Origin of the sequence: Pseudomonas sp. B21-017 (genome assembly GCF_024749245.1) — a bacterium.
In the GTDB taxonomy this organism is placed as follows: Bacteria; Pseudomonadota; Gammaproteobacteria; order Pseudomonadales; family Pseudomonadaceae; genus Aquipseudomonas.
Map to the genome: position 1 here is coordinate 2,669,840 of NZ_CP087194.1, position 20,788 is coordinate 2,690,627.

Annotated in this window: 15 protein-coding genes; 11 read left to right on the forward strand and 4 right to left on the reverse strand. The window is 61.6% G+C overall.

Translation table 11 applies throughout. The features are described 5' to 3' along the window. Window positions 1-72: 72 nt before the first annotated feature. Window positions 73-684, reverse strand: coding sequence for a TetR/AcrR family transcriptional regulator (locus tag LOY28_RS12200; RefSeq protein ID WP_028940835.1), 612 nt, complete (start codon window positions 682-684; stop codon window positions 73-75). Between the two features lie 217 nt (window positions 685-901). Beyond that, entirely contained in the window at window positions 902-2,677 is a 1,776-nt protein-coding gene (locus LOY28_RS12205; RefSeq protein ID WP_258613903.1) for a sigma-54-dependent Fis family transcriptional regulator, read from the reverse strand. Window positions 2,678-2,970: 293 nt separating this feature from the next. Between LOY28_RS12205 and LOY28_RS12210 the strand changes: the two genes are divergently transcribed. The 10 genes from LOY28_RS12210 (at window position 2,971) to LOY28_RS12255 (ending at window position 17,022) form a co-directional block, all read left to right on the forward strand. After that, window positions 2,971-4,446: a benzaldehyde dehydrogenase gene (locus tag LOY28_RS12210; RefSeq protein ID WP_111454916.1), complete on the forward strand. Its 1,476-nt coding sequence runs from the start codon at window positions 2,971-2,973 to the stop codon at window positions 4,444-4,446. Between the two features lie 71 nt (window positions 4,447-4,517). Then, a complete protein-coding gene (locus LOY28_RS12215) occupies window positions 4,518-5,285 on the forward strand; it encodes a coniferyl-alcohol dehydrogenase (RefSeq protein ID WP_064617331.1) in 768 nt (255 codons plus the stop codon). 185 nt (window positions 5,286-5,470) lie between these two features. Then, entirely contained in the window at window positions 5,471-7,120 is a 1,650-nt protein-coding gene (locus tag LOY28_RS12220; RefSeq protein WP_064617333.1) for a DUF1302 domain-containing protein, read from the forward strand. Between the two features lie 15 nt (window positions 7,121-7,135). Then, the gene (locus LOY28_RS12225) at window positions 7,136-8,497 is read left to right on the forward strand and encodes a DUF1329 domain-containing protein (protein WP_018927881.1); all 1,362 of its coding nucleotides are present in this window, start codon (window positions 7,136-7,138) and stop codon (window positions 8,495-8,497) included. Window positions 8,498-8,568: 71 nt separating this feature from the next. Next, complete coding sequence (locus tag LOY28_RS12230; RefSeq protein ID WP_258613904.1) at window positions 8,569-9,669, forward strand: YCF48-related protein; 1,101 nt, start codon at window positions 8,569-8,571, stop codon at window positions 9,667-9,669. 52 nt (window positions 9,670-9,721) lie between these two features. Next, a complete protein-coding gene (locus LOY28_RS12235; protein ID WP_258613905.1) occupies window positions 9,722-12,145 on the forward strand; it encodes an RND family transporter in 2,424 nt (807 codons plus the stop codon). A 144-nt stretch (window positions 12,146-12,289) separates the two neighbouring features. Then, window positions 12,290-13,273, forward strand: a complete 984-nt coding sequence (locus LOY28_RS12240) for a helix-turn-helix domain-containing protein (protein WP_064617340.1) — start codon at window positions 12,290-12,292, stop codon at window positions 13,271-13,273. A 78-nt stretch (window positions 13,274-13,351) separates the two neighbouring features. Then, window positions 13,352-14,287, forward strand: a complete 936-nt coding sequence (locus tag LOY28_RS12245) for a transporter (RefSeq protein ID WP_258613906.1) — start codon at window positions 13,352-13,354, stop codon at window positions 14,285-14,287. Window positions 14,288-14,297: 10 nt separating this feature from the next. Further along, on the forward strand, window positions 14,298-15,545 hold the full coding sequence (locus LOY28_RS12250; protein WP_258613907.1) for an MFS transporter: 1,248 nt from the start codon (window positions 14,298-14,300) through the stop codon (window positions 15,543-15,545). Window positions 15,546-15,561: 16 nt separating this feature from the next. Further along, complete coding sequence (locus LOY28_RS12255; protein ID WP_258613908.1) at window positions 15,562-17,022, forward strand: amidase; 1,461 nt, start codon at window positions 15,562-15,564, stop codon at window positions 17,020-17,022. Window positions 17,023-17,227: 205 nt separating this feature from the next. Here LOY28_RS12255 and mhpT read toward each other — a convergent pair whose 3' ends face one another. Then, window positions 17,228-18,454 carry a 3-(3-hydroxy-phenyl)propionate transporter MhpT gene (mhpT, locus tag LOY28_RS12260; protein WP_018927888.1) on the reverse strand — a complete coding sequence of 409 codons (1,227 nt, stop codon included), beginning with the start codon at window positions 18,452-18,454 and terminating at the stop codon, window positions 17,228-17,230. Window positions 18,455-18,786: 332 nt separating this feature from the next. Here mhpT and LOY28_RS12265 point away from each other — a divergent pair, with 332 nt between their 5' ends. Further along, window positions 18,787-20,097: an OprD family porin gene (locus tag LOY28_RS12265; protein WP_258613909.1), complete on the forward strand. Its 1,311-nt coding sequence runs from the start codon at window positions 18,787-18,789 to the stop codon at window positions 20,095-20,097. Between the two features lie 6 nt (window positions 20,098-20,103). On the opposite strand, the gene LOY28_RS12270 is transcribed toward LOY28_RS12265, so the two are convergent. Then, a complete protein-coding gene (locus LOY28_RS12270) occupies window positions 20,104-20,592 on the reverse strand; it encodes a MarR family winged helix-turn-helix transcriptional regulator (protein ID WP_018927890.1) in 489 nt (162 codons plus the stop codon). Window positions 20,593-20,788 lie beyond the last annotated feature (196 nt).

Genomic DNA, 20,788 nt, shown 5'->3' on the forward strand with positions numbered 1-20,788 from the left:
TGACGCCGGGCTCGCCAGCAATGACGCGCCTCGGCTATGGCATGCAGCCAGTCTGGGAGGAGGCTGGCGTTCTCAGGCCCGCATTCCGTAAAAGAGCAGCTCGGTGATACGCCTTACCTGGGCGGAGTGTGACTCGATGTCCGGCTGTTCCTGGTTGACCAGCCTGAACAACTGCAGGTGTGAGTAGTCGTTCAACAGGAAGGCGGCCAGGTCGACGTTGAGGTCGGCGCGTAGCTTGCCGGCCTGTTGCAGTTCTCTGAGTAAACCGCTGATTTCGGCCCTGAGCGCATCGTTCATGGCCCGATAACCTTCGGGCAGTCCGTTATCACCACCAAATAGAATCAACGGCAGCAGTTCACGCCAGAGACTGGGATGCATGACTTCCAGGGCGTAACCGGTCAGCAGGCGTTCCAGGTAGCACAGGGCCTCGACCGGATCTTCTATTTCAGGGATCTGGTTGCGGGTGTCCTTGAGGGCGCGCTGGTCGGCGTCGTGCAGGATTTCCAGGATGATTTCCTGCTTGTTGCCGAAGTACTTGAACACGGTGGGCGCCGACACCCCAGCCTGGTTGGCGATCTGTTCGATGGTGGTGTTCTGGAAACCTTGACGCTCGAACAGTTCGATCGCTGCCTTGCTGATGGCTTGGCGTCGTTCGACTTTCTGACGTTCACGCAGTCCGCTCACGGTTGATCCCTTGTCGCTATGAATAAAGGGGGCGCATGTCGCCCAATCATCCATGCAAAATACTTAATCGGGTAAAACTTTTAAAGCGCTAATTTCTGTAGTGCGCGTTTATCCCGGAAGCGAAAAGTCTCGTTGGCTGATGGCGAGAGTCCTCAGGCTTTATAGTTAATTTCATTAATCTTTTACACACTGTTCACCGTGCATTGGTCCGTCTGAATCAAGCCGATGCCTGTCGGTATTTTTTCAGTCGATAGGCAAACTGCGCACGACTCAAACCCAGCAGTCGCGCGGCAGCGGCCAGATTGCCTTGGCTTTTTTGCAGCGCTTCATCGATCAGGCGCGACTCCAGCCCTTCAATGGAGAAGCCGTGTTCCAGGCGAGCCAGGGTCTCCAGCAAGGCTGGGCGAGGCTGTGTGCCGGCGGGACTCTGGTCAGTTGCGGCGAGGCTGCCATTGTCGTCCAGAGAGTACGCATCCTGCGGCATGGGTTCGTTGCGAAACAGGTGGATCAGATCGATGGCTTGGCCGTCTTCGCTGGCGATCAGGCCGCGCTCCACCAGGTTCTGCAGTTCCCGTACGTTGCCGGGGAAGTCATAGCGCAATAACACCTTGAGTGCGCGCATGGTCAGGCCGGCGGGTTTGCGGGCGTAGGCCTGACAGAAGCGCCGCAGGAACGCGTTGACCAGCAACGGAATGTCGTCGCGACGTTCTCGCAGCGGTGGCAGCACGATGGGGTAGACATTCAGCCGGTAGAACAAGTCTTCGCGAAATTCTCCGGCCGCCACGGCTTTGCGCAAGTCGACATTGGTGGCCGCCACCACCCGGACGTCGACCTTGATGGGCTGGCCACCGCCGATGCGCTCGATCTCCCGCTCCTGCAATGCACGCAGCAACTTGCCCTGACCCGGCAGGCTGAGGCTGGCGATTTCGTCGAGAAACAGCGTGCCGCCCTGGGCGCGCTCGAAGCGTCCGGGGCGCGAATGGGTCGCGCCGGTGTAGGCGCCACGTTCGACACCAAACAGCTCAGCCTCGATCAGATTGTCCGGGATGGCGGCGCAGTTGAGCGCCACGAAAGGTGCTTGATGGCGTGGGCTGAACTGATGCAACTGACGGGCGAACAACTCTTTGCCGACCCCGGACTCGCCGCTGAACAACACCGTGGCGGGCGTCGGCGCCACGCGCTGCAAGGCGAGGGTAGCGGCATTGAAGGCCGCGCTGGCGCCAATCGGTTTTGGCCCGCCGGGGTTTTCGCTGTCGTCATCCTGGGGGGCGGGCGCCGGGGCTTGAGGCTGTTTGGGCGCGGCGCTTGAGGGTGAGGCGGTGAGATAACTCAGGTCCTGCTCGACATCGCCCCATTGCTCGGCGGTCTTGCCGATCACCCGGCAGCTCTCATGGCCCATGCCCCGGCATTCGGTTTCGCGGAAGATCACCAGACGGCCGAACAGCCCGCTGACATAACCGATGGCATAGCCCAGTTCGGTCCAGCACACCGGATCCTGGCCGATCCCGTAGGCGGCGATATGTTCGTCCGCCTCACAGGAATGGTGCCAGAGGAATTCACCTTCATAGAAGCCTGAGTCGGCGTCGAATTTGAAGTGCAGGGGTTCGACCTTGGTCATGCCTTCGAGTGTATGCAGACGCGTGCCGGCCGAGAAAACCGCCGCGGCGTCGGCGTCTGGCCAGCGCTCGCGGATCAGTCGCGCATCGCGTGCGCCGGAGAGATAGCCGGTGCGGGTAAACAGGCCGCGGCTCTGTTCCAGTCCCTGGCGCTCGATAATTTCTCGTCGCAGCGCGCCGAAGGATGAGCTGTGCAATAGCAGCATGCGCTGGTCGTTGAGCCAGATACGTCCGTCAACAGGGGAAAAGAACAGGCATTCGGTCAACTCGGCCAGGGTCGGTGAGTTGCCTTCGGCCAGTTGGGTACTGTCGCCTCGGGGCGAGAAATGCTCCTCCTGCACGGCAAGATGAGGAAGCAGCGAATGGGGATTGTTCATTGTTATGCCCCTGAGCGAGTCGACTGATCGAAATGATCAACTAGCAAAACAGTTATTAAACATAACTTTATCATTTGGACAAGTGGCGAGCTGCCGGCTGTACGCCAAGCACCTTGTCCTATTCGCAAACACCCCTCTACAGCCCGCAAGCCAGAGCCTTCGCCACTTGAAATGCGGCGCGACGCAGGAAGTCGGCACAGCCCTTGCTCTAGCGCTTTCACCACGCAGACGCCTTGCATCGTTTTAGCAAGGCCGCGTCAGGCAATGACAAACACAAGAGCCGGGAGACCGAAATGTCGGTAAGTGAACCATCTGATTTTCTGCGGGACGAGCCATGGCGTGAACGCATCTTCAATGGTGACTGGCTACGTCCATTGGGCGGCAGCCATAGCGTCATCGAACCGGCCACCGGCGAGGTGTTGACCGTCACCGGTTTGGCCGACGCAGCAGACATCGCGTTTGCCAGCCTGAACGCCGCTCGTGCTCAACCGGCCTGGGCGGCATTGGGGCCACGGGAACGCGCAGAGATCTTTCGTAAAGCTGCCGCACTGGCCCAGCAACACTTTGCCGAACTGGCGTTGTACATCGCCCGGGAAAGTGGCGGCAGCCTGTTCAAGGGTGAACATGAGGTCCGTGAGGCGATCGTGTTGCTGCATCAGGCGGCCGGGCTGCTGTCGCAACCCCATGGTCTGGTTCTGCCGAGCGAAGCGGGGCGCTTGTCCTATGCACGCCGGTTGCCCCATGGCGTGGTCGGGGTGATCTCGCCGTTCAACTTTCCCTTGGTGTTGTCCCTGCGTTCGGTGGCGCCGGCGCTGGCGGCGGGCAACGCCGTGGTGCTCAAGCCCGATCCGCAGACCCCGGTCAGTGGCGGTTTCATCATTGCCCGGTTGTTCGAGGCGGCCGGTCTGCCCAAGGGCTTGCTGCAGGTGTTGCCGGGTGCAGCGCCAGCCGGAGAAGCGCTGTGCCGCGATCCGCATGTGCGGATGATCGCGTTCACCGGCTCCACCGCAGCGGGGCGCAAAGTCGCGGAGCTGGCTGGGCGTCATCTGAAAAAAGTCGCCCTGGAGCTGGGCGGCAAGAACTCGTTGATCGTGCTCGAAGACGCCGATCTCGAACTGGCGGCCAGCAACGCCGCGTGGGGTGCCTGGCTGCATCAGGGGCAGATTTGCATGGCCACCGGACGCATCCTGGCTCATGAGTCGATTGCACAAGAACTGGTCCGCCGGTTGGCAGAAAAGGCACGGGCAATCACGGTCGGCAATGCCGCTCGCGGTGAGGCGGTGCTGGGGCCGTTGATCAACAAACGCCAGCTGTTGCGAGTGCATGAAATCGTCACGGAGAGTGTGACGGCCGGGGCAACTCTGCAAGCCGGCGGCGAGTATGAGCAGCTCTTCTACCAGCCCACGGTGCTTTCCGGTGTGCGCCCGGGCATGCGTGCGTTCGACGAGGAAATCTTCGGCCCGGTGGCCACGGTGGTGAGTTTTGCCAGCGACGATGAGGCCATCGACCTGGCCAACCGCACCGAGTATGGCTTGTCCGCGGGGATCATTACGCCTTCGGTCGGGCACGCGATGGCGATGGGCGAGCAACTCAATTGCGGGCTGCTGCACATCAACGACCAGACAGTGGCCGACGAATGCATCAACCCCTTCGGCGGACGCGGCAGCTCAGGAAATGCCGGCAGCGTAGGCGGCCCGGCCGACTGGGATGAATACACCCAATGGCAATGGGTGACGGTCAAGGATAAGGCGCCGCGTTACCCGTTCTGACGGGCCGGTTTTGTCGGGCCGACAAGGTAGGTCGGCTCACCGAGTACACAAAAATAATAAGAGGACTCAACATGAAACTCGACAACAAGATTGTGCTGGTGACCGGCGTCTCTTCGGGTATCGGCGCGGCCACGGCAAGCCTGCTGCGCAGCCACGGCGCCCACGTGATTGGCGTGGACCTGAAGGCGCCGCACATGACCCTGGATGGTTTTGTTCAGGGCGATCTGAGCAGTGCCGAGAACATCGACCGGTTGCTGGCGCAGCTACCGGCACGGATCGACAGCCTGTGCAATATCGCCGGGGTGCCGGGCACTGCAAACCCGCAACTGTTGGCGCGGGTCAACTACCTGGGATTGCGCCACTTGAGCAGCGCGTTGCTGCCACGCATCAACGCTGGCGGCAGCATCGTCAATATCGCCTCGATCCTCGGCGCCGAGTGGCCGTTACGTCTGGAACAGCACAAGGCGCTGGCGTGCATCGAAGGTTTCGCCGCTGGGCAGGCCTGGCTGGCCGAGCACCCGGTACCGGACCAGACCTGCTACCAGTATTTCAAGGAAGCCTTGATCGTCTGGAATTACCTGCAGGCCCAACCCTGGTTTCTCGAACATTCGGTGCGCATGAACAGCGTCGCGCCAGGTCCGGTTTTCACGCCGATCCTCGGCGACTTCGTGAGCATGCTCGGTGAGGCCCGAACCCAGGCCGATGCCCATCGCATGAAACGCCCCGCTTATGCCGATGAGGTAGCGGCGGTGATCGCTTTCCTGTGTGCCGACGAGTCGCGCTGGATCAACGGCGTCAACCTGGCCGTCGATGGCGGATTGGCCTCCACCTACATCTGAAATGCACACCTGTAGACAGCGGCTGTGGCGAGGGAGCTTGCTCCCGTTCGGCTGCGAAGCAGTCGTAAACCGGTGCACCGGTTCTACTTGAGGGCCGTTGCGCGCCCCAACGGGGCGATGCGGCGTTCCGACAAGCCCCCTCGCCACAGATGCACAGGCAAAAATAAAAATAATGAGGAGCGTCCATGGACAACGTTAAACGTTGCTTTCGTTTCAAGCATTGCGCCCTGTTTCTGGCGTTATGCAGCGCCGGTGTGATGGTCGAAAGGGTCGAGGCCATGCAAATGGACCTTGGTGATTCCGACTGGAAACTGCGTTGGGACAACACCATCAAGTACAGCCAGGCCTGGCGTCTTCAGGGGCAGGACAGCCGATTGGTCAACGCACCGACCGCCAACGGCCTGTATCCCTCGATCCAGAGTCAGGGCGATAAAAACTTCAGCAGTGGCCTGGTCTCCAATCGTCTGGACCTGTTTTCCGAAATGGACCTCAGCCGGCAAAACTATGGCCTGCGTGTGAGCGGCGCAGCCTGGTACGACGATATCTACAACAAGGACACCGACAGCAGCGAGCAAACGCATTTCCTCAGCGAAACCCGCAAGCTCCACGGTCGCGACGCGGAAATTCTCGACGCCTTCGTGTTCCTGCGCGGTGACCTCGGTGAAGACTCCCAGGGCGTGGTGCGTCTGGGCCGACACAGCCTGATCTACGGCGAAAGCCTGTTCTACGGTGGCAACGGCATTGCCAATGCCCAGGGCCCGACCGATGTGGTCAAGTTGCTCAGCGTGCCGGGGACCCAGTTCAAGGAGATCCTGCGTCCGGTCAATCAGATCTCCGGGCAGTTGCAGATCAACCCGCAGCTGTCGGTGGGCGCTTACTACCAGTTTGAGTGGGAACGCTCCAATGTGCCCGGCGCCGGCAGCTACCTGAGCGATATCGATGCCATCGGTTACGGCAGCGGTTCACTGCGCGAAGTGTTCGGCAACGACACGGTGAATGGCGGTGATTTGAAACCGCGAAATTCGGGGCAGGGCGGTATGCAGATCCGCTTCAAGCCGACCGGCACCGAGCTGGAGTTGGGTTTCTACGCTGCGCAGTATCACGACAAAACCCCGACCGGCCTGTACGCCTACCTCGACGGTGCGGCTGCGGCCGCCACGGGGTTGCCGATCCTGAGTTCCTATCGTCAGGTCTACGCCGAAGACATCAAGACTGCCGGTGTCAGCTTCTCCACCGCTTATGGGCCGTTCAACTTTGCCGGTGAAACTTCCGTGCGCTGGAACGCGCCGCTGGTGAGCAATCTGCAAGTGGTGGCCCCTGGCGTGGCGGCCGATGGCGACGATAACTCACTGTTTGCCAGGGGCAAAACCGCTCACGCCAACCTGTCGGCGATTTACCTGTTATCGCCCACCGCATTTTGGGATGGCGGCTCGGCACTGGCCGAGCTGGCCTGGAACCGCACCCTGAGCGTGACCGAGAACGCCGCCGCGCTGGATGCCAACACCACCCGCGATGCTACGGCACTGCGGGTATTGGTGGAGCCGGCGTACTTCCAGATTGTCGACGGGATCGACCTGACCGTGCCGATCGGCATGGGTGTGGTACTCGATGGGCGCTCTTCGGCGGTCAACAAATCGGGCTTCGGCAATACCCATTCCGGCGACTGGAGTGTCGGGCTCAAGGCCACCTACCTGCAGCGCTGGGATGTCGGCCTGAACTACGTGAACTTCTTCGGTGCCCCAAAAGCCGGGCTGCGTGAGGACGGCAATTTCAGTTACGGGCAGTCGTTGGCCGACCGCGACTTCGTCTCGCTCTACGTGAAAACCTCATTCTAATAAGGTGGATTCGCCATGCAGAACAAAGCATTTCTCAACACTTGCGTCCTCACCCTGGCCCTTGCCGGCATGAGCCTGGCGCAGGCGGCCGTGTCGCCTGAGCAGGCTGCACGTTTGAAGACTGAACTGACACCCCTTGGTGGCGAGCGCGCCGGCAACGCCGATGGCAGCATCCCGGCCTGGCAAGGCGGTTACACCAAGGTCGCGCCTGGCTACAAGCCAGGTGACAAACGTCCCGATCCATTCGCCGGTGAAAAACCGCTGTATTCGATCAAGGCCTCGAACATGGAGCAGTACGCCAATGTATTGGCCGAAGGCACCAAACTGCTGCTGAAGAAATACCCGGACTATCGCCTGGACGTCTACCCGACCCATCGCTCGGCGGCAGCCCCGCAATGGGTGTATGACAACACCGGCAAGAATGCCACCCGCGCCACGCTGGACGTGGCGAGCGAGAAAGTCACCGGCGCCTATGGCGGCATTCCGTTCCCGATCCCGGAAAACGGTACGCAAGTGCTGTGGAACTATCGATTGTCCTGGCAGGGCGGCGACACCATCAGCTCGCCTTTCGATACCTGGCTGATGACCGCCGGCGGCAAGAAAGTCCAGGCAACCCGCGCCCAGTACACCTACCAGTTTCCCTACTACGTCGAAGACGGCAGCCTGGAAAACTTTTCCGGCAAGTACCTGGTGGGCAAGCTGCTGACCGAGTTGCCATCGTCCAAGGCCGGTGAAGGCCTGATGACCCATTGGGACCTGGACCCGGCCAACCGCGCGGCCTGGCAGTATCTGGTCGGCCAGCGCCGGGTGCGTCGTGCGCCGAACATTGCCTACGACACCCCGGACTTCGTGACCTCGGGGGTCGGTCTGTTCGACGAAGCGTTCATGCTGTTCGGGCCTACCGATCGCTATGACCTCAAGCTGATGGGCAAGAAAGAACTGATCGTCGCCTACAACAATAACCGCGCCGGCCTGGCCAAGAGCGACGACCTGGTCAAACAGAACTTCCTCAATCCTGACCTGGTGCGTTGGGAGAAACATCGGGTCTGGGTGGTCGAGGCCACGCTCAAATCCGGCAAGCGCCATGTGGTGCCGCGTCGCACCTACTACATCGACGAAGACTCCTGGCAGATCCTGATGGCCGACGGGTATGACGCCCAGGGCAAGCTCGGACGGCAGATGTATTCGCTGACGCTGTTGGCGCCGGACCTGCCGGCCCTCACCGCGCAGGTCATGTGGGGCAGCTACAACCTCGACACCGGCGCCTACTTCCTCAACTCCTCGAGCAACGATCTGGCGGTCCAGTACCAGAAAGTTGCGAAACCTTCGGCGTCCTATTTCACGCCGGATGCCATGGCCAACGAAAACATGCGTTGAACCTGAGGGAGGCCGCGGCGGGTGAGGGTGCGCGCTGCGGTCGCCTGTGACTTTGCGAGTGGGATACCGACATGATGGGGCAAAAACGCTATGCGGGCTTCGGCCTGCGCCGGGGCGCGTGCGTCCTGGCATTGGGCTTGATGGCGTGTGTGTTCAACGCCCAAGCGAGCACGTTTGCAGTACTGCAGCAGCCGGCACTGCCGACCGCCAAGGCCCAGCGCGCGGCATTGCTCGGGCTGACCCGGGCCGGCGAGCGTCTGGTGGCGGTCGGCGAGCGCGGGATTGTGCTGCTCTCGGATGACGCTGGAAGCAATTGGCGCCAGGCCAGTATGCCGGTCAGCGTCAGCCTGACGGCGGTGCAGTTCGTCGATGCCGAGCAGGGTTGGGCAGTCGGTCATCTGGGCGTGGTGTTGCACACCGAGGACGGCGGTGAAACCTGGCACAAGCAACTCGACGGTGAACGCGCCGCCGCGCTGGCGGTGCAGGCCGCTGAGCGCGATGCCGATCAACCGGGCGGTGCCGGCAACCTGGCGCAGGCCCGGCAGATGCTCGACGACGGACCGGACAAACCGTTCCTCGACCTGTACTTCAGTGACCGCCTGCATGGCTACGTCGTTGGCGCCTATAACCAGATCTACCGCACCGACGACGGTGGGCGAAGCTGGCAGCCGTGGATGCAGCATGTGGACAATCCGCAGGGCTTGAACCTGTATGGCATTCGCGTCTCGGGCAACGATCTGCTGCTGGTGGGGGAGCGCGGTTTGCTGTTGCGTTCGACCGATGCCGGGCATTCATTCCAGGCCTTGAAGTCACCTTATGAAGGCAGCTTTTTCGGCCTGCTCGGCACTCGCGGCGGCGCCTTGATTGCCTATGGTTTGCGCGGTAACGCCTGGTGGTCCGATGACCGTGGCGGCAGTTGGCGACGCCTCGACACCGGCATCGAATCAACACTGGCGAGCGCCATCGAACTGCGCGATGGCAGCCTGCTGTTGGCCAGCCAGGGCGGCGAGCTTTTATTCAGCCATGACCAGGGTCGTAGCTTCGACAAACGCCAGAGCCGCAGCGGCGGGACTGTCGCTGCCGTGCAACAGGCGGCCGATGGCAGTCTGGCCAGCGTTGGTTTGAGCGGTGTGGCCGCTGACCAGGATCCACGAGCCTCTGGCAAACCTTGAATCTTCACGGTGCAGCGCTATCGGGCCACGGCCCGTGCAACAGGAGTCAGACTTGAAAGACGACCAAACCCAAACCGTGATCGGCCGCCTGGCAGACTTCGACCAGGCGTCGGGCAACTTCGCCGAGCGGGCGATCTTCAACCATCGACCGCTGGTGATCCTGCTGTGTCTGCTGGTGACGCTGGTGCTCGGCTGGCAAGCCACGCGCATCGGCATCAATGCCAGTTATGAGAAAACCATTCCCACGGGGCATCCCTATGTCGCCAACTTCCTGGAGAATCGCAGTGAGTTGAGCGGCCTGGGCAACTCGCTGCGGATCGCCGTGGAGGTCAAACAAGGCAGCATTTTCACCAAGGACTATCTCGACACCTTGGCCAGGCTCAACGACGAGCTCTATCTGCTGCCGGGTGTCGACCGGCCCTACATGAAATCGTTATGGACCCCGACCACGCGCTGGACCGCCGTGACCGAGGAGGGGCTTGATGGCGGCACCGTGATCCCCGACGACTACGATGGCTCGGCGGCCAGTATCGAACAGGTGCGGACCAACGTCGCGCGTTCCGGTGAGGTCGGTCAATTGGTGGCCGGCAATTTCAAGTCCAGCGTGATCTTCGTGCCGTTGCTGGACATCAGTCCGCAGACCGGCAAGGCCCTGGACTACGGCGAGTTTTCCCGGCAACTGGAAGCCCTGCGGGACAAGTACCAGAGCGATGACCTGCGGATTCACATCACCGGTTTCACCAAAATCGTCGGCGACCTGATCGAGGGGCTGACTCAAGTTTTGCTGTTCTTCGTGGTGGCGGTACTGGTGACGGTGTTGGTGCTGTTTGGCTATACCCGCTGCGCGCGCAGCACGCTGGTGGTGGTGACGTGTTCGCTGGTGGCGGTGCTCTGGCAGCTGGGTCTGCTCGCCATCCTCGGTTATGAATTGGACCCGTACTCGGCGCTGGTGCCGTTTCTGGTGTTCGCCATTGGCATGAGCCACGGCGCGCAGAAGATGAACGGCATCATGCAGGACGTCGGTCGCGGCACCCACCGGGTGGTGGCCGCGCGTTATACCTTCCGCCGACTGTTCGCGGCCGGCATGACCGCGTTGCTCTGTGATGCGGTGGGCTTCGCGGTGTTGCTGCTGATCAATATCCGGGTGATTCAGGATCTGGCGATCACCGCCAGCCTCGGCGTGGCGGTGCTGATCTTTACCAACCTGATTCTGTTGCCGATCCTGCTCAGCTATATCGGTGTCAGCCCGGCAGCGGCGCAACGCAGCCTGAGTTCGGAAAACGCCGAACTGCAGGCGCAGATCAAGCATCCGTTGTGGCGCGTACTCGATTTGTTCACCCAACGGCGCTGGGCCATGGGCGCCATGCTGGGCGGTCTGCTGCTGGCAGCGTTCGGTTTTGCCGTGAGCCTGCACCTGAAGATCGGCGATCTCGACCCCGGCGCTCCGGAGTTGCGGGCTGACTCGCGCTACAACCGCGACGCGCTGTTCATGACCCAGAACTATGCGGCCAGCTCGGATATTTTCGTGGTCATGATCAAGACTCCGGAAGATCAGTGCACCCGCTACGCGAGCCTGTCGGCAGTGGATGCGCTGGCCTGGCGACTGGAGCAATTGCCCGGTGTGGAGTCGACCACCTCGATGGCGGCGCTGAGCAAAATCGCCACGGCCGGTTACAACGAAGGCAACTTCAAATGGTATGAGCTGATCCCCAATGACGGTGCGCTGGGCGCCGTGCAAACCCGTGCTCCGCGGGAGCTGTTCAATCAGGGCTGCTCGATGTTGTCGCTGTACGTTTACCTGGCCGATCACAAGGCCGATACCCTGAATCGGGTGGTGCAGGCCAGCGAGAAATTCATCAGCGAACATCAGATCCCAGAGGTCAAATTCATGCTCGCCGCCGGCAGCGCCGGGATCGAAGCCGCGACCAATATCGTGGTGAAAAAATCCATGCGCGAGATGCTGTTCTGGGTCTACGGCGCGGTCAGCCTGTTGTGCCTGCTGACCTTCCGCAGCTGGCGCGCAACCCTTTGCGCGATGCTGCCGCTGATGCTCACCTCGATACTGTGCGAGGCGCTGATGGTGGGGCTGGGCATGGGGGTTAAAGTCGCGACACTGCCGGTAATCGCATTGGGCGTGGGCATTGGCATCGACTACGCGCTGTATGTCTTGAGTGTAATCCTGGCTCGCATGCGTGCCGGCGACACCCTGGCCCAGGCGTATTACCAGGCGCTGCTGTTCACCGGCAAAGTGGTGTTGCTGACCGGCATGACCCTGGCGGTCGCAGTGTCGACCTGGGCGTTTTCACCGATCAAGTTCCAGGCCGACATGGGGATTCTGCTGGCGTTCATGTTCCTGGTGAACATGCTCGGCGCCCTGATCCTGCTGCCGGCCCTGGCCTGGCTGTTGCTGCCGCAGAAGGTCTTCGCAAAAAAGCCTGAAGCGAGCCGGCATGGGCTGTTGGTCAAGGAGGGCTGAGGACTCGGCAAGCGCTACACGAGGACGGGGACAGTGAGGACCGACTAGCCGTTTTCGGCACAATTGCGCCAATGCCTGTTACGGCGGAATGGAACTTGCCTCCCCAACGGCCTGCAAGCCTTGTGTGCCCAACAGGAAAGGTCCATGAATAACAATAACCCTAGCGTGGAAGGCGCCACCGGTACGCCGGACATGACTGCGGCGATTCATCGTTATCGCACCAACGACATCGATCAGCACGCACAGAACATGGACGGCTGGCAGGTACGCTATGACCAGCTGACGCCCGGTCGCTTCGAAGGTGAGTTGATCGAGTTTCGCGCCGGATGGATGCAACTGGCGCGCGACCGCTCTAATCAGGCGATGCTCAAGAGTGGCAGCGCCTGGAAGGGAGCCATCACCTTCAGCGTGCCGCTGAGCGCTCAGGGGGCGGTGTTTTGTGCGGGGCATCCGATTCATGATGCGAGCCTGTTGGTGGCCCATGGTGATCACTTGCCCGATCTGCGCACGCCCGAACATCTGGATCTGTTGGGGGTGGCGGTTGATGTCCAGGCCCTTGAACATGTGCTGGAGCGCCAGGGCGCCCGGTTTCGAATTACCGATCTTCCCAAGTGTTACCGTCTGGGGGCTTCCTCGGTGCAGGCTGAGTTGGCGGCGCTGTTCGACGAGCTGGCCGCTGCCGATCAGGGCCACGACAGCCTGCTGGGCTATGAGGCGATCCGTCATGGCATTCGCGATGCCGTGATGGTGCAACTGCTGGAGCTGGTCGCGCCGGATCAGGCCGCGCCCCTTAACCCGACGGCGCGCAAACGCATGGTCGATCGTGCCAGGGAATACGCGTTGGGGCATCTGGACGAACCATTGTCGATCCTCGATCTGTGCAATCACATCGGCGCCAGCCGACGCAAACTCCAGTACTGTTTCCAGGAAACCCTGGGTATCAATCCGGTGGCGTATTTAAGGGCGTTGCGCCTCAATGCAGTGCGTCGTGAACTGCGTGACAGCCCCCATGAACATGGGGTGCAAGAGGTGGCGGCGCGTTGGGGCTTCTGGCACCTGAGTCGCTTTGCCAGCGATTACCGCACACTGTTCGGAGAGACGCCCTCACAGACCTTGCGTCGCCATTAACTGTGCTGAAAACGGATAACCCGCCTACCGGAGTCGTTACTAGGATGGCCCACACCATTTGGTTGGGAGGGGCATTCGATGAATCACAAGAACAACAACTCAGGCATCAGCCGCGTCACTGTATTCACCCTGGGGCTGTTCGGCCTGTGCGCCGGCGCACAGGCCACTGAAAACGGGGCGCCGACCACCGCAGTGGGCGTCTATGACTTCGGCGCCGGGATGATGCCGCCGGCCACGCCATTCGGCACCCTGGGCCTGCGCACGGCCTACTATTCGGCCAACGTGCAGAAGGACCGCCACGGTCGTTCTCTGGACAACAATCTCTCCCTGGACGTGCTGTCCATCGGCCTCGCCTATATGCGCATGACGGACTACAGCGTCCTCGGCGCCCAATACGGTTTCGGCACGGTGGTGCCTTTCTTCAAGATGGATGCTTCCCTGGAGGTGCCGACGCCGGGCGGTCCTTTGAAGCTTGAGGCCGATCCGTTCCGCCTGGCAGACGTGCAGTTTCTGCCGCTGATCCTGCAGTGGAACCTGTCGCCCAACCTGTTCGTCAACACCCAGTTTCAGATCCAGACCCCCACCGGCGACTACGACAAGAACCGGCTGATTTCCCCCGGGCTCAATCACTGGACTTTTTCCCCCATCGTCAATGCCACTTACATCAGTGACACCGGCTTCGAGGTGTCATCGAGCTTCGAGATGGACATCAACACGCGCAACCCTGCCACTGACTACAAGAACGGCGTGGAGTACCGGCATGAGTTCGCCGTGGGCCAGCACTTCGGCCCCTGGACCGCCGGTATCGGCGGGTACTACTACCGTCAGTTCACCGATGACGACGCCCCGGGCCTGACGAGTGGCAATCGCGCCAGGGTGCTGGCTGTGGGACCAGCGGTGAGCTACGTCAAACCGGGCCTGCCGCCGGTCTGGCTGCACCTCTACAAAGAGCAGGGCGCGAGCAACCGCGCCGAAGGCTACACCGTCGCCTTGCGCGTTTCCCAAAGTTTCTGAGGACCGGACCATGACTTCTGTGCATTGCGCTTCAACCCTGGCGACGCCTGTCGTGCGTCAGGCCACGGGACGCCGCGAAGGGCTGGTGCTGGTGCTGGGCAGCAGCCTGACCATCATGGGCTCGGTGATGATCGCGCCGATCCTGCCCAAACTCGGTGCCGAGTTCGGGCCGCTCACTTCCCGGGCCGACCTGCTGGTGCCACTGGCGGTCACCGGACCGGCGCTGGCGATTGCGGTGTGCGCGCCTCTGGCCGGTTGGCTCGCCGATCGAGTCGGGCGCAAGGCGTTGCTGGTGATCGCCACCTTGCTCTATGCCTTGCTCGGCGCGTTGCCGGCGGTGCTGGGAGATCTGCAGTCCATCGTTGCCGTGCGCCTGCTGTTCGGGGTGGCCGAGGCGGCGGTGATGACCTGTTGCGCGACCCTGATCGGCGACTATTGGCAGGGCGAGGAACGCTTGCGCTACATCAATCGTCAGGTGGTCACCATCGGTTTGGTCGGTGCGTTGTTCTTCGTCGTTGGTGGCGCTTTGGGCGAGCACTCCTGGCGCTTGCCGTTCCTCCTCTATTTGCTGCCGCTGCTGCTGGTGCCGGCCATGGTGAAGGTGCTCTGGGAGCCGGTTCGTACGCAGCCGTCCGTTGAGGTTCAGGGACCGGAGCGGGTGGCGATTCTGCCGCTGGTGTTGGGTTATCTGCTGATCCTCGTCGGCATGGTGCTGAGCTTTGTGGTGCCGGTACAGACGCCCATTTTGCTGGTGGGTCTCGGGGTCACATCCAGCACCATGATTGGCCTGTCCGCCGGCTTGAGCCTGCTGGCCACCCTGGGCGGTTCCCTGGCCTGGCCGCTGCTGCGTCGACGCTTGGGGATCGCCGGTACCAATGCGGTGTTGCTGCTGTTGCTGGCGCTCGGGTTGTGGTTGCTGATGCGCGGGCAAAGCTACAACCAAGTGGTGTTGGCGGTGGTGATCCATGGCCTGGGCGCGGGATTGCTGGTGCCCAATGTCATGGCGCCGATGATGGAGGCCTTGAGTGCTCGAACCCGTGGTCGGGGATTGGGAGGCTTCACCGCGTGCCTGTATTTCGGTCAGTTCGTCAGCCCCTTGGTGGTGGCGATGCTCGGCGCATTTGCTGGCGACCTGCGTCACGCCATCGAATGGCTGGCCTTTGCCAGTCTTGCTGCCGCGTTGCTTTGGGCGATCGCCGGGTTATCGCGCCGCCGCTCGAACTCTTCCGTGCCATCCACCCATTCGTCATTGAAATAGATCCGGAGTATCAAACATGCAAGACATCCAGCAGTTGTTGGACAAGGAAGACGCCACCGGCCTGGCCGCTTGGGTCAGGCGTGGTGAAGTGCAGCCCGTGGAGCTGGTCGACGCAGTGATCGAGCGACTGGAGCGGGTTGAACCGCAACTCAACGCAGTGGCCGAGCGGCTTTACGACAAGGCCCGCGAGGCAGCGCTCGAACCTCAGGTTCGGGACGGACTGTTTGCCGGTGTGCCGACCTTGATCAAGGACCTGTTCGCGCCGGTGCAGGGTGCCGCAATGACCAATGGTTCGCTGGCGCTGGGCGGGGCCCGCGCCGATTTCGAATCCGAGGTGGTGATCCGCCTGCGCCGCGCCGGTTGCCTGATCGTCGGCACCAGCACGGCACCGGAGTTCGGCACATCCTATTCCACCGAGTCGACACGTTTCGGCGCCACCCGCAATCCGTGGAACACCGAGCACAGCGCCGGCGGCTCCAGCGGCGGGGCGGCGGCCCTGGTGGCTGCGCGGGTAGTGCCGTTTGCCCATGGCAATGACGGCGGTGGTTCGTTGCGGGTGCCGGCGTCCTGCTGCGGAGTCTTTGGCCTCAAACCAAGCCGTGGCTTGCTGCCCTCCGGGCCAATGATAGGCGAGGGCTGGGCGGGCATGGGCACCAACCACTGCATCACCTTATCGGTACGTGACAGCGCGGCTTTGCTCGACGCCACGGCGGGAATCGATTTGGGTGCGCCCTATGCTGCGCCGCTGTCGGCGCAACCGTATGTGACTGCTGTACAACAGACTCCGCGGCCAATGCGTATCGCCCTGGTGGAGCAGATCGGGTCTTGGCCGACTTCCACACAAAGCCTGGAGGCGGTGCGTCAGGCTGCGAGCCTGTGTGAGTCGCTGGGGCATCGGGTAGAACCCGCCCGGTTACCGGTGGTGCTGCCTGAGTTTCTTGACCAGGTGTTCACTATCATCGGTGCCAGCACGCGAAACTACGTCGACCTGTTGGGCCAATTGCGTGGCGCGCCTGTACAGCCCGAGGAGCTGGAAGCCCGTACGCGGATCATTCTGCGCGACAAGGGCGGGGTCAGTGGCGCGCAATACGCGGCAGCGGTGGAGTGGATTCATGCCCTGGGCCGGCAACTGGCGCTGTTCATGCAGGATTACGACCTGATCCTCAGCCCGACCCTGACCCGTGAACCGGTACCGATCGGCGAGCTGGACCTGCGGGACGACCGCTTGAGTCTCGATGAATTGATCGAGCGCTTCCACAGTTACTCGCCGTTTACCGCGTTGTTCAATGCCAGTGGGCAACCGGCAATGTCGGTACCGCTTCACTGGAGCCCGCAAGGCTTGCCCATGGGCGCGCACTTCGCAGGCCGCTTCGGCGAAGAGGCGACCTTGCTGAGCCTGGCCGCACAACTGGAGCAGGCTCAGCCCTGGCGGCAGCGCGTACCGCCGGTGAATGCGTGCCTGCGCACCACGCCGTAACACGATTGGTAGCAGCTGCCGAGCCTGCGAGGCTGCGTTCGGCTGCGCAGCAGTCGTGAATCCGGCTGATGCGGTCTGCCAGACGTACCGCAAGTTCTGGTTTGACGACTGCTTCGCAGCCGAACGCAGCCTCGCAAGCTCGACAGCTGCTACGGCCGAACGCAGTCACGCAGGCTCGGCAGCTGCTACAAGGAGGGCGCCCCGGTCAGGTTTTATCCGCAATCGGGTTCGCCGTACGCAACGGCGGCTCGGCCGAGCGGGCAATCACGCTGATGATTGCCAGTGCTGCAATCAGCAGCCCGGGCGAGGTCGCCAGCAAAACTCCGGTGGTGCCGGCCCCAGCCGCCAGAATCTGCCCGGCGGCCAACGGCCCGGCTACTGATCCGAGGCGACCGATCGCCACCGCAGCGCCGACGCCGGTGGCGCGCACCGAGGTCGGGTACGACGGCGGTGCCAGGGCGTAAAGCACCAGCTGCGCGGCCATCACAAACAACCCGGCAGAAAAACCGGCGATGGCCATGGGGACGATGCCCACTGACAGGCCGACTCCAGCCAGCGCCGCCAGCAACCCGGCGTAGACAAACAGCACCACTTTGATGCCGTTGCAGCGATCCAGCAGCAGTCCGCCGAGCAGGGAACCGAGGGCGCCGCCGATGTTGAACAGCATCTGCACCAGGCCTGCCTGGGGTTTGCTGAAACCCTGTTCCAGCAACAGCGATGGCAGCCAGTTGAGCAGCATGTACATCACGGTCAGGGTGAAGAAGTAGCTCAGCCACAACGCCAGGGTGACGCGGGTCCGGTCTTCGCCGAACAGCGCCTGGCCGGTTGACGCGCGCGCCACGTTGACGCTGCCTTGTTGCTGGCGAAAGGCGCTGGACTCAGGCAGCAGCAGGACCATCAACGGCACCACCAGCAAGGGCACGAGACCACCGATGATGAAGGTCATCTGCCAATGCTCGGCAAACAGCATGGCGACCACCGCCGCCAGCGCGCCGCCCAACGGCACGCCGGCATACATGATGCTGATCGCGGTGCCGCGACGTTGCTCACCCACGGCTTCGGCACACAGCGCGATCAGGTTGGGCAGGGCGGCACCCAGGCCCAGGCCCGTCATGAAGCGCGCCAGCAGCAGGCCGGAAAAACTGCTGACATAGGCCGTGTTGAGGGAGAACACGCCGAACAGCAGCACCGCGCCGATGAGGATTTTCTTGCGGCCGATGCGATCGGCGATCCAGCCGCCGAAGAAGGCGCCCGGCAGCAAACCGATGATGCCGGCGCTGAATACCCAACCCATCATTTTCGGGTCCAGGGCAAAGGTCTGGCGCAGGCCTGCGGCGGCAGTGCCAGCGGCTTGCAGGTCGAAGCCTTCGATCAGTGCAACGATAAAACACAGGGCGATGGTCAGCGTCGTGCGACGTGATGGGGTGTCCATGGCGAACCTCATTATTGTTTTTGTTGGGGCTTACGGGGGAACGCGAGCCTGATTGCTGTAGGCGATAGCAGGCTGAAATTAAGATTAACAAAGATAACTAAAAAATGAATGACCAAGGTTTTTTACTGAAAAATGCCATTAATTTCATTTAAATCAATGTGATGACATAAGGTGGAAGATGTATTTAAAAAATAGATAATAATATTAATGTTCGATTATCGGTCATTGTGGATTGACGCCACCCTCAGGCGTTTCCATTCTCTGACCGGAGATCCTTGGGGCAACCCGACGATCCCGTTCAAAAAAACAACAACAATAAGTGGACATCGAACATGCCAAATCTCCCTCGGGACGCCCTCGTGGCGATCTCAATCTTACCTGTTCGCGCACGTCATCTGGCCCTGTTGGGTTTGAGTGTGATTGCCACTCCGGCGCTGGCCGAAGGCTTTATCGATGACAGTCACGGCACCTTGACCCTGCGCAATTACTACCTGGATCGGGACTACAAGGACGACGGGGCGAAGACCGCGGCCCGGGAATGGGCTCAGGGTTTTATCATGAATATGGAGTCGGGCTTTACTCCGGGGACTGTTGGTTTTGGCCTGGACGCTCGCGGCCTGATGGGCGTCAAGTTGGACTCGTCGCCGGACCGCAGCGGCACCGAGTTGTTGCCGGTGTCTGCCAGTGACAAGCGTGCGGCGGACGAGTATTCGCGCCTGGCCATGACCGCCAAGATGCGTTTTGCCCAGACCACGGTGAAGACCGGCGATGTGTCGATCTTCCTGCCGTTCGCTTTCGCCAGTCCGTCACGGCTGCTGCCACAGACGTTTCGTGGCACCACCCTCAGTTCAAAGGACATCGACGGGCTGACCTTCAACACTGGCTACATCGATCGCATCAACAAGCGCGATTCCACCAACTACCAGCCGATGAGCATCGCCTCGCCGAACCGGCGTTTCAACGGCGCGGCCACCTCATCGCACATGGCCTATGTCGGTGGCGATTACCAGGTGAACAAGGATCTGAGCCTGCGTGCCTATCACGCCGAAGTGGCGGATCTGTATCAGCAGAACACCCTGGCCTTGCTGCACACGCTGCAGGTAGGCGAGGGCACGTTGACCACTGACTTGCGCAGTTTTTTCAGCGACGAGGACGGCAGCGCCAAGGCCGGCAAGGTGGACAACCGCAACCTCTCGGCGTTGTTCGGTTATCGCTTTGGCGGCCATCGCCTGAGCCTGGGTTATATGCACTCCAGTGGTGACACCGCGACGCCTTATGTGTCGGGTACCGAGTTGATGGGCATGAGTGAGCTGACCATGAGCTCGGACTTTCTCAATGCCAAGGAGCGAACCTGGCAGGCGATCTACGACTATGACTTCGCCGCCGCCGGGGTGCCCGGCCTGAAGAGCCGGCTGCGTTATGTGCGCGGTGACCATATCGAACTGGCGGCGCTGAATGCCGATGACCGCAAGGAGCGGGAGTTCCAGATGGAGCTGGGGTATGTGATCCAGAGTGGCCCGCTGAAGAACGTCGGGCTGATGGCGCGCAAGTCGATCTATCGCAATGACTTCCCCACCGGCGCGGCGTTTCGCGATGAAAACCAGACCCGCTTTCTGGTGCTCTACACCGTGCCGATCTGGTAAGTCGTTTCAGGCCTGATAGACCTTCTTCAGCAACCTGAGCAGTTCTTCGCGTTCCTGACTGTCGAGGGCGGACGTGGCATCCATGTCGCTCTCGGCAGCGATCAGTTTCAGCTCCTTGAGCAGGGTTTCGCCGGTCTTGCTGAGAAAAATCCCGTAGGAGCGTTTGTCCGGTTTGCAGCGCACTCGCACCGCCAGCGCCCGGCTTTCCAGTTTATTGAGCAGCGGCACCACTTGCGGTGGCTCGATGGCCAGTGCCTTGGCCAGGTCGGCCTGCATCAGCCCGGGGTTCTGGTCGATGATCGCCAGGGCCGAGAACTGCGCCGGGCGCAAGTCGTGGGCCGAGAGCCGGCCAATCAGGTTCTGGAACAGTTTCAGCTGCGCCCGGCGCATGGCGTAACCGATCAGGTCGTCGAGGGCTGCGTCCAGCGACGCCTGGGTTTCGGGGCTGTCGGCAGGCGCCTCGGGGGCGGCGGCAATCTTGGAAGACTTGGCCATTGCAGGGTGAATCCTCGGGCTGGCGGTTAAGAAGGCTATCTAGTTTGCCGAGATTGGCCGGGGATAGCCACGACCTCTTTCAGATTTCTGGGCGCTGCGCCCGTTTCAGGCACGAAAACAACTCGGTTAATTTTATTAATAGTTAATTGACATAACTATATTTGCGGTTTAGTTTTTACCCATCGTCAAGCCAAGA

Excerpts from the sequence above, each read along its gene's own strand:
- LOY28_RS12245 (WP_258613906.1), top strand. The coding sequence starts at position 13,352 with ATGAATCACAAGAACAACAACTCAGGCATCAGCCGCGTCACTGTATTC.
- LOY28_RS12240 (WP_064617340.1), top strand. The coding sequence starts at position 12,290 with ATGAATAACAATAACCCTAGCGTGGAAGGCGCCACCGGTACGCCGGAC.
- LOY28_RS12255 (WP_258613908.1), top strand. The coding sequence starts at position 15,562 with ATGCAAGACATCCAGCAGTTGTTGGACAAGGAAGACGCCACCGGCCTG.
- LOY28_RS12230 (WP_258613904.1), top strand. The coding sequence starts at position 8,569 with ATGATGGGGCAAAAACGCTATGCGGGCTTCGGCCTGCGCCGGGGCGCG.
- LOY28_RS12225 (WP_018927881.1), top strand. The coding sequence starts at position 7,136 with ATGCAGAACAAAGCATTTCTCAACACTTGCGTCCTCACCCTGGCCCTT.
- LOY28_RS12270 (WP_018927890.1), bottom strand. The coding sequence starts at position 20,592 with ATGGCCAAGTCTTCCAAGATTGCCGCCGCCCCCGAGGCGCCTGCCGAC.
- LOY28_RS12210 (WP_111454916.1), top strand. The coding sequence starts at position 2,971 with ATGTCGGTAAGTGAACCATCTGATTTTCTGCGGGACGAGCCATGGCGT.
- LOY28_RS12265 (WP_258613909.1), top strand. The coding sequence starts at position 18,787 with ATGCCAAATCTCCCTCGGGACGCCCTCGTGGCGATCTCAATCTTACCT.
- LOY28_RS12205 (WP_258613903.1), bottom strand. The coding sequence starts at position 2,677 with ATGAACAATCCCCATTCGCTGCTTCCTCATCTTGCCGTGCAGGAGGAG.
- LOY28_RS12220 (WP_064617333.1), top strand. The coding sequence starts at position 5,471 with ATGGACAACGTTAAACGTTGCTTTCGTTTCAAGCATTGCGCCCTGTTT.
- LOY28_RS12215 (WP_064617331.1), top strand. The coding sequence starts at position 4,518 with ATGAAACTCGACAACAAGATTGTGCTGGTGACCGGCGTCTCTTCGGGT.
- mhpT (WP_018927888.1), bottom strand. The coding sequence starts at position 18,454 with ATGGACACCCCATCACGTCGCACGACGCTGACCATCGCCCTGTGTTTT.
- LOY28_RS12250 (WP_258613907.1), top strand. The coding sequence starts at position 14,298 with ATGACTTCTGTGCATTGCGCTTCAACCCTGGCGACGCCTGTCGTGCGT.